This is a genomic window from Actinotalea alkalitolerans (assembly GCF_023369855.1).
Lineage (GTDB): Bacteria > Actinomycetota > Actinomycetes > Actinomycetales > Cellulomonadaceae > Actinotalea.
Window position 1 is genome coordinate 37,104 of record NZ_JAMBPP010000016.1, and the last position, 13,863, is coordinate 50,966.

General features: G+C 74.2%; 11 protein-coding genes. 7 read left to right on the forward strand and 4 right to left on the reverse strand.

Annotated elements, in window-relative coordinates:
- The first annotated feature begins 38 nt into the window (after window positions 1–38).
- The gene (locus tag M1R94_RS17205) at window positions 39–4,148 is read left to right on the forward strand and encodes an FtsK/SpoIIIE domain-containing protein (protein WP_249382957.1); all 4,110 of its coding nucleotides are present in this window, start codon (window positions 39–41) and stop codon (window positions 4,146–4,148) included.
- On the opposite strand, the gene M1R94_RS17210 is transcribed toward M1R94_RS17205, so the two are convergent.
- Window positions 4,149–4,583, reverse strand: a complete 435-nt coding sequence (locus M1R94_RS17210) for a hypothetical protein (RefSeq protein ID WP_249382958.1) — start codon at window positions 4,581–4,583, stop codon at window positions 4,149–4,151.
- Between the two features lie 206 nt (window positions 4,584–4,789).
- On the opposite strand from M1R94_RS17210, the gene M1R94_RS17215 reads away from it, so the two are divergent.
- Complete coding sequence (locus M1R94_RS17215; protein ID WP_249382959.1) at window positions 4,790–5,038, forward strand: WhiB family transcriptional regulator; 249 nt, start codon at window positions 4,790–4,792, stop codon at window positions 5,036–5,038.
- 126 nt (window positions 5,039–5,164) lie between these two features.
- Here the strand turns inward: M1R94_RS17215 and M1R94_RS17220 are convergent, their stop codons facing one another.
- Window positions 5,165–6,652 (reverse strand): sensor histidine kinase, encoded by a 1,488-nt coding sequence (locus M1R94_RS17220; RefSeq protein ID WP_249382960.1) that lies wholly within the window; start codon window positions 6,650–6,652, stop codon window positions 5,165–5,167.
- Window positions 6,653–6,792: 140 nt separating this feature from the next.
- Here M1R94_RS17220 and M1R94_RS17225 point away from each other — a divergent pair, with 140 nt between their 5' ends.
- Window positions 6,793–7,287: a DUF2505 domain-containing protein gene (locus tag M1R94_RS17225; protein WP_249382961.1), complete on the forward strand. Its 495-nt coding sequence runs from the start codon at window positions 6,793–6,795 to the stop codon at window positions 7,285–7,287.
- Between the two features lie 201 nt (window positions 7,288–7,488).
- On the forward strand, window positions 7,489–8,544 hold the full coding sequence (locus M1R94_RS17230; protein ID WP_249382962.1) for a LacI family DNA-binding transcriptional regulator: 1,056 nt from the start codon (window positions 7,489–7,491) through the stop codon (window positions 8,542–8,544).
- A gap of 124 nt (window positions 8,545–8,668) precedes the next feature.
- Here M1R94_RS17230 and M1R94_RS17235 read toward each other — a convergent pair whose 3' ends face one another.
- On the reverse strand, window positions 8,669–9,190 hold the full coding sequence (locus tag M1R94_RS17235) for a flavodoxin domain-containing protein (RefSeq protein ID WP_249382963.1): 522 nt from the start codon (window positions 9,188–9,190) through the stop codon (window positions 8,669–8,671).
- A gap of 181 nt (window positions 9,191–9,371) precedes the next feature.
- Between M1R94_RS17235 and M1R94_RS17240 the strand changes: the two genes are divergently transcribed.
- The 3 genes from M1R94_RS17240 to M1R94_RS17250 all read left to right on the forward strand — a co-directional run bounded on the left by M1R94_RS17240 (window position 9,372) and on the right by M1R94_RS17250 (window position 12,789).
- Window positions 9,372–10,163, forward strand: a complete 792-nt coding sequence (locus M1R94_RS17240; protein ID WP_249382964.1) for an aldo/keto reductase — start codon at window positions 9,372–9,374, stop codon at window positions 10,161–10,163.
- Window positions 10,164–10,215: 52 nt separating this feature from the next.
- Complete coding sequence (locus M1R94_RS20850) at window positions 10,216–11,355, forward strand: M15 family metallopeptidase (RefSeq protein WP_249382965.1); 1,140 nt, start codon at window positions 10,216–10,218, stop codon at window positions 11,353–11,355.
- Window positions 11,356–11,505: 150 nt separating this feature from the next.
- Window positions 11,506–12,789, forward strand: coding sequence for a Glu/Leu/Phe/Val family dehydrogenase (locus M1R94_RS17250; RefSeq protein WP_249383006.1), 1,284 nt, complete (start codon window positions 11,506–11,508; stop codon window positions 12,787–12,789).
- 27 nt (window positions 12,790–12,816) lie between these two features.
- Here the strand turns inward: M1R94_RS17250 and M1R94_RS17255 are convergent, their stop codons facing one another.
- Complete coding sequence (locus M1R94_RS17255; protein ID WP_249382966.1) at window positions 12,817–13,851, reverse strand: GGDEF domain-containing protein; 1,035 nt, start codon at window positions 13,849–13,851, stop codon at window positions 12,817–12,819.
- Window positions 13,852–13,863: the final 12 nt, after the last annotated feature.

A 13,863-nucleotide genomic window follows, 5' to 3' on the forward strand; every position in this document is an offset into this window, starting at 1 on the left:
GCGCCGTCGTCCGTCAGGGACGACGCCAGGCTGGGCGGGTGCGCCTGACCCTCGAACCCGGTGGAGACCTGGAGGTGCCCGACGGCGCGACCCTCGCGGAGTGCCGTCCGGCCCTCGCTCGGCTGACCGGCCGTGACGAGCTGACCGACGCCGTGCTGACCGTGGACGGCAGCCCGGTCCCCCACGAGCAGGTCGCCGGCAGCCCGCCGTGGGAGCACGGCTGCGTCCTGCGTGTCGGTGGCCGGGGGTGGGTCGACGGGGCGGTCCTCGCCGTCGACGCACCCTGGCACGTCGCGGTGACCCGCGGGCCCGGCACGGGCACGGTCGCGGTCCCCGGCCGGGACCGGACGGTGCGGGTCGGCCGGGAGCCCTCTCGGACCGCCCGTACCACGAACCGGTCGCACGGCCCGGGCGCACCGGACGACGAGCGTCATCGCCCGGAGGCGCCCGAGACCCCCGGGGCCCTCACCCTGACCGACGGGGCCGTCTCCCGTCGGCATCTCCAGGTCCGAGCGCGACCTCCGCGCCGGGGCCGGTCCGCAGGTCGATGGCAGGTCCGTGACCTGGGCTCGACGAACGGGACCGTGGTCGTGGGCTGGGGTGGGCGAGGTCGGCAGGTCGGGCGAGGTTGGCGGGCGCTCGGCAGCGAGCAGGTGATACGGCTGGGTGAGCACGAGCTGGTCCTGCGACGCGGGCCCTGCGCGACCACCACGGCCGGTGCGGACCGGGCGACGCCACCCGACCACGACTCAGCCTCTGCCGGGGTGCGGCCGCCGGGTCGAACGACCCCACCCGTGGCCGCGTGGCTGACACCGGCGGTCGGCGCGGCTCTCATCGCCCTGGTCACACGCAACCCGCTCTTCCTCCTGCTCGGAGCGCTCGGGCCGATCACCGTGCTCGCACCGGCCCTCGTCGCCGCCGGCGCCGGACGGGCGGCCCGGCGCCGGACCGCGCCGCCCGGGGTGAGCGACCCTGCCCTCCTCGACGTGCGGGCCGCGGCGCTCGTGCGGGGCGCCGTCCCCGGTCCGGGGACCGACACCCCGGCGCGAGGGCTGCTGGGCCTGGAGGCCGTGGGAGTGGTGGGCCCGCGCACGGCCCGGCTGGCGGTGACCCGCGCGCTGCTCGCCGACGCGCTGCTGTGCGACGCCCTGATGACCGCGAGGCGCCGGGCCGAGCCCGACCGGGACGGCACCTCGCCCCCGAGCGATACGCGTCGCACGCCAGACCCCCAGACCCCCGCTGCACATCGCCCCCGTGGGCCGCGCAGGTTGACGCTGCTGCACGGACCGGGAGCCGGGGCCGACTGGGACTGGTTCAGGTGGCTCGACCTCCGCCTCGGGCCCGCCGCACCCCGGGTGGCCCGCGAGGTCCACGAGGCACGCGCCGTCCTGGACCGCTCACAGGGATCCGGTCTCGTGGTCTGCGACGGTGCAGGTGCCTGGCGGACCGAGCTGGACCGGTGGTGGCTGGCCAGGCCGGCGAGCACCACCGGCGCCGTGCTGCTGCTCGAGGAGGACGACTCGCGCCTGCCAGGCTGGTGTCGCTGGGTGATCGAGGTCGATGCCGCCGGGGGGTGCACGCTGCACGGACCGGGCGCAGCGCGTGCACCGCTCGCGGTGGTCGGCGCGCCGAGGTCCTGGACGGAGCGCTTCGTCCGCCGCATCGCCGCCCTCGACGCGAGGGTCACCGCCGACCTGCGCGCGGTCGCGGGAGGTGAGCCCCCCGACCGGGTGGCTCTGGCAGACCTGGTCGACCTGCGGACCGCGGACGACGTCATGCGGGCATGGACCGCTCGCACCGCGTCAGCCCCGGAGGCCGGCTCGCCCCAGGAGGGGACGCTGGCGACCCCGATCGGCGTCGCCGCCGACGGCTCGACCCTGGAGATCGACCTCGTCCGGGACGGCCCGCACGCACTCGTCGCGGGCACCACCGGTGCCGGCAAGTCCGAGCTGCTGCAGACCCTCGTGCTCGGCCTCGCGCTGCGGCATCCCCCGACCGCGCTGGCCGTGATGCTCGTGGACTACAAGGGCGGGACGAGCTTCGGTGCGTGCCGGGACCTTCCCCACGTCGTGGGTGAGGTCACCGACCTCGACCAGGACGAGTCCGGCCGCGCCCTGGCGGGCCTGCGCGCCGAGCTCCACCACCGTGAGCGGCTGCTGTCCGCCGCAGGGGTCGGCGACCTCGAGAGCCTCCGTTCCCTGGGGCGGACAGCGGTGCCACCGCGGCTGCTCGTCGTGGTCGACGAGTTCCGGGCCCTGACCGAGGACCTCCCCGACTTCGTGCCGGGGCTGGTCCGCATCGCCGCCCAGGGCCGGTCGTCGGGCATCCACCTCGTGCTCGCGACCCAGCGGCCCGCGGGTGCGGTCAACGCCCAGATGCGCGCGAACCTGGCCCTGCGGCTCTGCCTGCGCGTCACGGAGTCGGCCGACTCGGTCGACGTCCTGGACGTCACGGACGCTGCTGCCCTACCGCCCGAACGACCCGGCAGGGCGCTGCTGCGACGAGGGCCCGGGGTCGTCGAGCACCTCCAGTCGGCGTACGCGGCGGCGCCGCCTGCCCCTCGGCGACCCGGTACGGGGCAGGTCCGCCGTGCCGTGCCGTGGGAGGTGCACACCCGGACAGGTACGCAGCGCCCGGTCGGACCAGTGGACCGCGACCACAGCAAGGACCTGGTGGGGCTCGCGGTCCACGCCGCGCGCGCGATGTCGCTGCCACCCCCGCGCCCACCCTGGCTGCCCCCGCTCCCGGACGCGGTCGCCGCCGACGAGCTCACGGACCTGATCACCACCGATCCCCCTCCGCGCGAGGCACTGCTGTGGGGGATGGCGGACCACCCCGACCAGCAGCGCACCGGCGCGTCGTGGTGGTGCCCCGACGACGGCCCGCTCCTGATCGCTGGGCGATCGAGGTCGGGCCGGACGACGGCCCTGCGCACCCTGCTGGTCGCCGCACTGTCCCGCGGACGTCACGTCCACGCGGTCGGCGGCGCAGGGCTGGTCGAACCCGCCGAGCACGACCATCCGTGCCTGGGGACCGTGGTCGGCACGCAGGACCTGCGCCGGGTCGGGCGGCTGCTCGCCCTGCTGGCCACCAGGACCGACGTCGACGTGCCCACCCTCCTGGTGGTCGACGACGTCGGCGCGCTCCTGCGGGCCCTCGAGCAGAACGACCGAGGGGCCGGCGCCGAGCTGCTGCTCCAGGTGGTGCGGGACGCCGGTCGGCTCGGCCTCGCCGTGGCGGTGGCAGGCCTGCCGGCCGACCTGACGCGGCTGCTGCCCCACGCTGCCGCCAGGATCGTGCTCGGGGTGGCCGACGACCACGACGACGCGCTGCTGGGTGTGCCGCGCGCGCTCAGCGGTGGGCGTCGCTCACCGGGCCGCGCCGTGCACCTGGTGGCCGGGCAGGCCGTTCGCAGCCAGGTGGCGCTGCCCCCCTGCACGGCAGGCACCCCGCACGCTGCGCGCGAGGCCGTGCCGCCAGTCCGGCTGCTCCCCGTCCCGCTCGAGGTGGCTCCGGGAACGCTCGCCGCGGCCCTGCGGATCTCGGCCACCGCAGCGGTCGGACGGACGACACCCGCGGCGGTGCCCGTCGGGCTGGGCGGTGACCGTGCCGAGCCGGTCCTGCTCCCGGTGCACCCCGGCGTGCTCGTCGTCGGTCCGCACGGGTCGGGTCGGACCACCGCCCTGGAGGTGATCGGCGACGGTCTGCGGTGCGCGGGGTGGACGGTCCACACGGGCGCCGTGGGCGCGGGCCCGCTCGTGCTTGAGGGTCTCGTGCCGGTGCCCGGCCGACTCGCGCTCCTGGTCGACGACCTCGACCTGAGGTCACGGACCGACCCGTCGCTCGACGAGACGCTCGCAGGGATCGTGGCCCGTGGAGTGGTCGTCGTGGTCGCGACCGCCACGACGGCACGCGCCTGCACGGCGTACCGGGGCGCGCTCGCCGCCCTGCGCACACAGGCGTCGCTCCTCGTGCTGGCACCGGCCGAGCGCGGGAGCCAGGACGTCGCCGGGATCGACCTGGGGGCCGTGGCCGACCCGGTCCACCCGGGCCGTCCGGGCAGGGGCGCCGTGGTGCACCGCGGGCGAGCGGTGCCGGTCCAGGTGGTGCACCGACCGGCGACCGGACCGACGACGGCGGTCCTCTGATCAGCGCTCGGCGGTGAAGCGGACCACGGGGGGAGAGAGCAGCGCCACGAGCACCACCACAGCCGCGACCAGCGCGGCCCAGGCGAGCGGGGCACCGGCCGCCCGCAGCACCGAGACCGCGGTCGCGCCCTGGAGCAGCTGCCAGGTGACCAGCGGTGCCCGCGCCGCGCGGCGACCACCGTGCACGGCGCGGGCCGCGGCGACCAGGGCTGCGGCAACGGCGAGGCAGAAGAGCACCAGGGCGAGGGCGACACCGAGCGTGTCGGTGCCCTGGGTGAGCACCGACACGAGCGACCAGAGCGCGAACCCGACCAGACCTGCCGCCTCGACGAGGACCAGCCCCAGGGCCAGCGCGAGGACGGGAGGACGAGGACCCGGGCCCGGGTCCTCCGCCCCGGATGCGGCCGGCTGCTCGTCGCGCGGAGAAGAGGTCACGGGACGACCCTAGCCGCGCTCGTCGAGGGGTCACGGGCTGTGATCAACGCCTCAGTCGTTATCACCCCGAAACCTTCCCGTTACCCCTTGTGCAGCGCAGCGCCGCATGTGAGTCTTGATCCAGACATAGGACGTCCTGCACGACCCCCACCCGAAGCCCACCTCCTGACCGGGGGCGGGCTACGCATGCGCTGAGGAGATACCCGATGGATTGGCGCCACCGCGCTTCCTGCCTGGACGAAGACCCTGAGCTCTTCTTCCCGATCGGCAACACGGGCCCGGCACTCCTGCAGATCGAGGAGGCGAAGGCCGTGTGCCGTCGCTGCCCGGTCGTCGACACGTGCCTCAAGTGGGCCCTCGAGTCCGGCCAGGACGCCGGCGTCTGGGGCGGCCTGTCCGAGGACGAGCGCCGCGCCCTCAAGCGGCGCACCGCCCGCGCCCGCCGCGCCGGCTGACCAGCACACCACACGTCCGACCTGCCGAGAGCGGGTCCCCAGCGAGCAGACCCACCGTCGCCGCACCGGGGGCCCGCTCTCGTCGCGTGCGACGTCCGGGCGTCCTGGCACCACTCGCCCTGGACGTCACAGCGGCGTGAGCGCCCCCTCGGCCCGTGGGTCCCGCAGGTCGACGTCCAGCACGACCTGGGTCCCCCGGCCCTCACGCGCCTCCCAGGCGATGGTCCCGCGGAGCTCGTTGTAGACCAGCGTGTGCACGATCTGCGTCCCCAGGCCTGTCATCGGGCCCTGCGTCCCGGGCAGACCCACGCCGTCGTCCGCGACGATGATCCGCAGGTGCGAGCCCTCACGCTGCGCCGTGATCTCCACGGTGCCCCCGGCCCCGCCCGCGAAGCCGTGCTCGACGGCGTTGGTCACCAGCTCGGTGAGCACCAGGGCGAGCGCTGTCGCGTCCTCGGCCGGGACCATCCCGAAGGTCCCCACCCGCAGCGTGTGCACCGAGGCACCCGCCGAGGCGACGTCGGCGGTCAGGCGCAGGCTGCGGTCGGCGAGGGCGTCGAAGTCGACGGTCTCGTCCAGTGTCTGCGAGAGCGTCTCGTGCACCAGCGAGATGGTGGTGACCCGCCGCATCGCCTCCTCGAGGGCCTCGCGACCCTCGGGGGTCTTCATCCGGCGGGCCTGGAGGCGCAGGAGAGCGGCGACCGTCTGCAGGTTGTTCTTGACCCGGTGGTGGATCTCGCGGATCGTCGCGTCCTTGGTGATGAGCTCGCGCTCCCGACGGCGCAGCTCCGACACGTCGCGGCACAGGAGCACGGCACCGATGCGTTGGCCCGCCTCGGTCAGCGGCACCGCACGCAGCGACAGGCACACCCCACGGCTCTCGACGTCGGTGCGCCACGGCGCGCGTCCCATGACCACGAGCGGCAGGGACTCGTCCATCGGTGCGTGGTCCTCGAGCAGCTCGGTCGTCACCTCGGCCAGCGAGCGCCCGACCAGCGACCCCAGCACCCCGAACCGGTGGAAGCAGCTCAGCGCGTTCGGGCTCGCGTAGAGGACCTCCCCCTCGGAGTTCAGCCGGATCAGGCCGTCACCGACACGCGGTGCACCCCGACGGGGCCCTGTCGGGGAGTTCGCGGCCGGGTACTCACCGCGCGAGATCATCGCGATGAGGTCGTCGGCCGCCTCGACGTAGTTGAGCTCGAGCCGGCTGGGCGTCCGCGCACCGCCGAGGTTCGTCTGCCGGGCGACCACGGCGATCGCGCGGCCCGCGTGCACCACCGGCACCGCCTCCTCACGCACGGCGTACGTGCCGAACCAGCGAGGCTCGCGCGAGCGCTGGATCCGTACCTCGGTCAGCGCCCGCTCGAGCTGGGGGCGCTGACCCTCAGGCGCGCTGCTGCCCACGATGTCGTCGTAGTGCACGGTGGCGCCGGTGCTGGGCCGCGCCTGGGCCGCCGCCACGTAGTCGCCCGACCGGGTCGGCAGCCAGAGCACGAGGTCCGCGAAGGCCAGGTCGGAGATCAGCTGCCAGTCGCCGACCAGCAGGTGCAGCCACTCGATGTCGGCAGGCCCGAGGTCGGCGTGCCGGGAGACGAGGTCACTGAGGGTGGACACCGCGCCAGCCTAGGCGGCCGAGCACGAGGTCCTGCCGAGCGTCCATCCTGCAGCCGGTGCGGACCGGCACCCACCGCGACGCAAGGGTTGTTAGCCTCGGTGGGTAACGGACGCCCCGCTCACCACCCACGGAGACCCACGTGCACGTCTCAGCACAGGCCAACTTCCAGGCCGGGCCCGACAGGGTCGCCCAGATGCTCGCCGACGAGGACTTCGTCGCCGCCAAGGTTCGCGCCTCGGGCGCCACCAGCCAGCACGTGGACGTGGTGGGAACCAGCGAGGGCGCGTTCACCGTCACCACGCGGCGCCAGATGCCGACCACGAGCATCCCTGCCCAGTTCCGTTCGGTGGTGGGCAGCAGCCTCGAGGTCCGCCAGGTCGAGGCGTGGGAGGCCGCCGAGGGCGATGTCCGCCGGGGGACGGTCGTGGTCGAGATCACCGGCGCGCCGGTCCGGATGACCGGGACCCTCCGGCTGGCCGGCAACGGCGACGGCACCAGCACCCAGCGGTACGACGGCCAGCTCAAGGCCTCCGTGCCGATCTTCGGTGCGGCGATCGAGGAGGCGACAGCGGGCGCGGTCCGGGCCGCCATCGAGGCCGAGGAGCGCACTGCCGCCGACTGGTTGACGGACTGACGCCGGGCGTGCGAGCGGCTCGGCCGACTCCCGCTGCCCGCGCAGGGCAGGGTGTTGACACTCCCCCGTCGGGACGTGAGGATGACGCCGGTGTGGAATCGCTCTCACATCCAGGGTGTCTGGCTCCGCTTCCGGAGGCGACCCCCTGAGCACGATGATTGAGGTGCCGACCCCGACGGGGTCCCGAGGAAGGAACCGCCGATGACGGCAGATGTCCGGACGACCGCCATGGCGGCGGCCGTCGGCCCCCTTCCCCACGCCCCCACCCTCGAAGAGGTCGCCGAGCGAGCCGGGGTGTCCCGCTCGACCGCCTCCCGGGCGATCAACGGCGGCCTCAAGGTCAGTCCCGAGGCGCAGGCCGCGGTCGACGTCGCCGTCGCCGAGCTCGGGTACACGCCCAACCGGGCGGCCCGCACCCTGGTCACCCGGCGCACCGACTCGGTCGCCCTCGTGGTCCCCGAGCCAGACGAGCGCGTGCTCACCGACCCCTACTTCGCCGGGACCCTGCAGGGGCTGAGCGACGCCTTCGCCGCCACCGAGATCCAGCTGGTGCTGCTCATCGCCCGACGCGGTGAAGAGGCCCAGCGCACCAACCGGTACCTGCGCAACCGTCACGTGGACGGTGCGGTGATCGTCTCCCACCACCGGGACGACACGTTGGACTCGGTGCTGGCTGAGTCGCGCCTTCCCTGCGTCTTCGTCGGCCGCCCCTGGACCGCGCCACGGCCGGTGCAGTACGTCGATGTCAACAACTACCTCGGTGGCCGCCGGGCGACCGAGCACCTCATCGCCGCGGGGTGCCGTCACATCGGGACGATCACCGGCCTGCTCGACATGGCGGCAGGTGTGGACCGGCTCGCCGGGTGGCGCCAGGCGCTCCAGGACGCGGGCCTGCCCGACGACGCGATGGTGCGGGGCGACTTCACCACGGCCGGAGGTGCCGCCGCCACGGAGCGGTTGCTCCAGGCCCATCCTGAGATCGACGGGCTCTTCGTGGCCTCCGACCTCATGGCCGCGGGAGCGCTGGGCGTTCTCGCCTCCCACGGCAGGGCCGTTCCCGACGACCTCAAGATCGTCGGCTTCGACAACCTGGGGGTCGCCGCGTCGACCTCACCCCAGCTGACCACGATGAACAACCCGGTGGTCGAGATGAGCAGGGTGGCCGGCGAGCTGCTGCTCGCGCAGATCACCGGGACGGCGACCTCGCTCGAACCCCGCATCTTCGGTGCCGAGATCGTCATCCGCGCCTCCGCGTGAGGCCGGTGGCAGGTTGCCGTGGTGACCGCACGTGCTCGATCTCCCCGGCCGCCTGACCGTGGCCGTGGCACTGGTGCTCCGCTGACAGGTGCCCCACCTAGCAGGGGAAGCGTGACACCAGGTCTCAGCGGACCGCGCTGCGTCTGCGCCGCTCGATCTCGGCCGACAGCTCCTCGACGATCTGCTGGGCCCAGTCCTGGATGTCCTCCCAGCGTCGGAAGTCCCCGTGCTCGGCCTTGACCAGTGCGACGACCGCGCGCTCGGCCATGCCGAGCCCGCCACGGTCCAGCGCTCCGGCGAAGGTGCGGTGGCCGCGGGCACCGAGCCGGGTCATGAGAGGGCCGACCTCCTCGGGGTCGCCCGCGGGCACGGCCGGCACCCCCACCGGCCCGGAGGAGAACAGCCACACCGGACGGCTGCTGAGCCCCGCCGCGAGCCGGTCGACCATCGCTCGGGCCGAGGCCGCCCACCGGCCCACGTACACCGAGGAGCCGAGCACCACCGCGTCGTAGCCCTCGAGGCTCTCGACGTCGTCGGGGTCATGGACGTCGACCACGAAGCCGGCGCCGGCGATGACCTCACCGATCGCCTCACCGATCTCCCGGGTCGATCCGTGGCGCGAGGCCACAGCGACGAGGACCTTCATGGTGGCCACCTCCCTGCACTGGCCCCGTGCACCCTGGCCGGTGCGAAGCCCTGATCCCCAGCGTGACCCGCTCCCGGCCCCGCTGCCTGGGCCACAGGTCCCGTCACGCCTCACGGTGGCCTCGGGCGGGCCGTCCCGCCCAGCGGATGAAGGTCGGCGCAGCGCGGGGCACACTGGCGCGATGACCACACCACCGATCCCCACCCTCGACCTCGCGACGCCCGCCGGTGCCGTACCCGTCCCGCTGCTCGGCCTGGGTACCTGGCAGTCGGAGGGCGACGAGGCCTACCGCGCCGTCCGCCACGCCCTCGAGGTGGGCTACCGCCATGTGGACACCGCGACGGGGTACGGCAACGAGGACCAGGTCGGCCGCGGCATCGCCGACTCGGGCGTGGCACGCGACGAGGTCTTCGTGACGACCAAGCTGCCGCCCGACGCCGCGGGCCGGGAGCGCGAGACCCTCGAGCAGAGCCTGCGGCTGCTGGGGCTGGGGCACGTGGACCTCTGGCTCGTGCACTGGCCCCCGAACAAGCAGGCGACCCCGGGCACCTGGCAGGCCTTCCGCGAGCTGCGCGACGAGGGGCTCGTACGGGCCATCGGTGTGAGCAACTACTCCGTGGACCAGATCGACGAGCTGGTCCGGGCGACGGGTGAGGCACCCGCGATCAACCAGATCCCGTGGAGCCCGGCGGACTTCGACGCCGAGCTGGTCGCCGCGCACGCCGAGCGCGGGGTGGCCCTCGAGGGCTACAGCCCGTTCAAGCGGACCGACATGGGATCCGAGCTGCTCGCCACGATCGCCGACACCCACGGGGTCACCGCGCAGCAGGTCGTGCTGCGCTGGCACCTGGAGCACCGCGTGGTGGTGATCCCCAAGTCGGTGACGCCGGCCCGGATCGAGTCCAACCTCGACGTGCTGGGGTTCTCGCTCAGCCAGGACGAGCTCGCCCGGATCGACGCCCTCGGCTCCTGACGTGGCCGGCCCGGGTTAGACACGGGCGGCACCGTGTCCGCAGACTGCTGAGGTGGACGAGACGACGAACCCACGCGACAGGACCGGGGAGGGCACCCGGCCGCGCGGACGACCCTCGCGCCGCCAGAGCCTGGTCGGCGTACTGACCTTCCTCGCGCTGCTCGCCGGCGGCCTGACCGCGGTCCAGGTCCGCGCCGCCCAGGCCGAGACCCAGCGCGAGCAGCTGGCCGCTGCCGAGGAGGCCGACCAGAAGGCCGCTGCGCGGGCCGAGGCCGCGGCCCAGGCCGCTCGGCTCGCGCAGGAGGAACGGCTCGCGCAGGAGGAGCTCGAGCAGACCCGCGCCTCAGCGGTCGACAGCGCGCAGCAGCAGCTCGGGGACGCCGAGGCCGTGCTGGCCGGCTCTGCCGGCCAGGTGGCCGACGACCACGTCCGCCTGGCCCTGGCGCAGACCATCGACGCGCTGCGTGCGGTGCTCGCCGACCCCCAGGACACGCTCGACCCCGGCGAGGTCGACCTGGCCTCGGACGCGATGTCCCAGGCCACGGCCCTGGTCACCCAGGCGCAGGGCGAGTGGCTCGCAGCCCAGGAGGAGCGCGCCGCCCACGAGGCACTGCTCGCCCAGCAGGCCGAGGAGCAGCGAGCCGCGCGCGCGGCCGGTGCGGCCGCACCGGCGACGGGCGGGGGCGGCGCAGGCCCCGACTGCGGTGGCCCGGACTCCGCCGAGCCTGCCAGCAGCAGCGGCGTGACGTTCTACACCTCGACGCCCTCGGACCAGGGCGACGGCTCCAACGGACGCCTCCCCGCTGCCTCGATGAGCCGCCTGTCGTGGTGCGTCGACTCCCAGGGCAACGCGCAGTGGCTGCGCTCGGACGCGGCAGCGGCACTGACGCGGATGAACGAGGCCTTCCGGGCGCAGTTCGGCGAGAACATCGCCGTCGACATGTCCTACCGGTCCTACGAGGACCAGGTCGCGATGCGCCGGCACTACGGATCGGTGGCCGCCGAGCCGGGTACCTCGAACCACGGATGGGGCACCGCCTTCGACGTCTGGGAGTGGCAGGCCTACTCCTTCGGATCGCCGCGCTACGAGTGGCTCGTCACCAACGGCCCGGCCTATGGCTGGATCGCCCCGGGCTGGGCGCGCCAGGACGGCTCGAACCCCGAGTACTGGCACTTCGAGTACACCGGCTGACCGCTGCGGGCGTCAGCCGCGCCGAGGTGGGAGAGTGGCCCTGGGACCGATGGCGCACCCGCCGGGTCCCTGCCTGCACCAGACCAGGAGGCGTGACCCGCAATGCCTGAGACCACCACCGACGACCCCTCGCGCTCCGCGCTGAGCCGGATGCTGCCGGACAACGTCCCGGCCGACCTGGCCCAGCCCACGCACGCGGGACCGCTCGCGACCGCGCAGACCCAGCTCGCCGGCGCGATCGAGCGCCTGGGCTACGACGCCGGGATGCACGCGATGCTGGCCACCCCACGGCGCGAGATCAACGTGGCGATCCCGTTGCGGCGCGACGACGGCCGGACCGAGCTGTTCCACGGGTTCCGGGTCCAGCACAACGTGTCCCGCGGCCCGGGCAAGGGCGGGCTCCGCTTCCACCCGAGCGTCGACGTCGACGAGGTCCGTGCCCTGGCGATGTGGATGACCTGGAAGTGCGCGGTGGTCGAGCTCCCCTACGGAGGGGCGAAGGGCGGGGTGGCGATCGATCCGCGCCTCTACTCCCAGGGCGAGCTCGAGCGCGTCACCCGGCGCTACACCAGCGAGATCATGCCGATGATCGGCCCCGAGCGCGACATCATGGCCCCCGACATCGGCACCGACGCCCAGACCATGGCGTGGGTCATGGACACCTACTCGGTCAACAAGGGCTACACGATCCCCGGCGTCGTCACGGGCAAGCCCCTCGAGGTCGGTGGATCGCTCGGCCGGGCGACCGCCACCTCGCGCGGTGTGGTCCACGCCTCACGCGCCGCGATCGGCGAGGCCGGGCTCGAGCTCTCCGACGTGCGCGTGGCCATCCAGGGCTTCGGCAAGGTGGGGTCGAACGCCGCGGTCTTCTTCGCCGAGGGTGGCGCGAGGGTCGAGGCGGTCAGCGACGAGTACGGGGGTGTGCACCGCAGCGGCGGGCTCGACGTCCCGCGGCTGATGGACCACGTCCGCGACACCGGGTCGGTGGTCGACTTCGACGGGGGCGACCCGATCGACAACGCGGCTCTGCTGACCCTGGACGTCGACGTCCTGGTCCCGGCCGCGGTCGAAGGGGTGATCAGCTCGCAGAACGCGGCGGACGTCAAGGCCCGCTGGGTGGTCGAGGCGGCGAACGGGCCGACCACGGCCAAGGCCGATGCTGCCCTCGCGGAGCGCGGCACCGTGGTCGTCCCCGACATCCTGGCGAACGCAGGCGGCGTGATCGTCTCCTACTTCGAGTGGGTCCAGGCGCAGCAGGCGTACTGGTGGACCGAGGTCGAGATCGAGCAGCGGCTCGAGGAGCGCATGCTGCACGCGTACTCCGCGGTGGCCGAGATCTCACGTCGCGAGAAGGTCTCGCTGCGCGACGGCGCGCTGCTGCTCAGTGTCCAGCGGGTCGCCGGAGCCCACCGCACCCGGGGTCTCTACCCCTGACCACCTGCGGCCACCCGACCGGGGCGGTCAGTGACCGGACAGCACCGCCCGGTCCCGGCCGGAGTCCTTGGCGGCGTAGAGGGCGCGGTCCGCGTCACGGCACAGGTCCGAGGGGACCTGGTGCCGCGACGAGCGGACCGCGGCCCCCGCGCTCACGGTGCACCGCAGGGTCCCGTCGGCGTACGCCACGTCGCTCCGGCCGAGGTGGGTCACGACGTGCTGCGCCCACTCCTGCGCGGTCGGGCCGTCGCGCCCGGGCAGCAGCACGCCGAACTCCTCGCCCCCGGTGCGCGCCACGACGTCCCGCGGGCCCACGTGCGCGAGGAGGACCTCCGCGAAGGCCCGGAGGACGTCGTCCCCCGCCGCGTGCCCGTAGGTGTCGTTGACGGCCTTGAAGTGGTCGAGGTCGCAGAAGAGCACCGCGAGCGGCGTCGCCTCCGGATCGGCCCAGAGCCGATCGAGCTCGTCGTCGAAGGCGCGTCGGTTGAGCAGCCCTGTCACGGTGTCTCGGCGGGCCCGCTCACCCAGGCCGCGGATGATCCGGTCGCTGCGCTCGACGGTCGTCCGCAGGCTCGCGCTGCTCAGCGCGCAGACCACGACCGTCACCACCCACACCGCCCACCCCAGGCGGGGGTCGGGGGACGCCGTGGCCGCGGCGGCGAGACCGACGGCGACGGCCACGCCGTTCCCCGTCGCGACCATGCGGGTGCCGTAGCACGCGGCGGTCAGGCTCGAGCCGACCAGGAGGACCGGGATCAGACCCGCCTCGGAGGTCTGGGACAGCAGCACGAGGACCGCACCGTTCGGCACCGCGACGGCGACCAGGAGGACCAGCCACGCGGGCCACCGCTCACCGGTGAGCAGGAGCAGGGCCGCCGCGACGACCACCGCGGCAGTGCCGGCGTACAGGGGCTGCTCACCGGGCGGTCGAGGGTTGAGGTAAGGGGCAGCCGCTGCCACCACGCCGACGCAGAGGTTCACCCCGACCGCGAGGCGTCGCATCGCGCCGTGCCCACCGGTCAGTGACACGGCGGTCCAGCGCTCACGGTCCAGCCCGACCATGCCCCCTCCTTC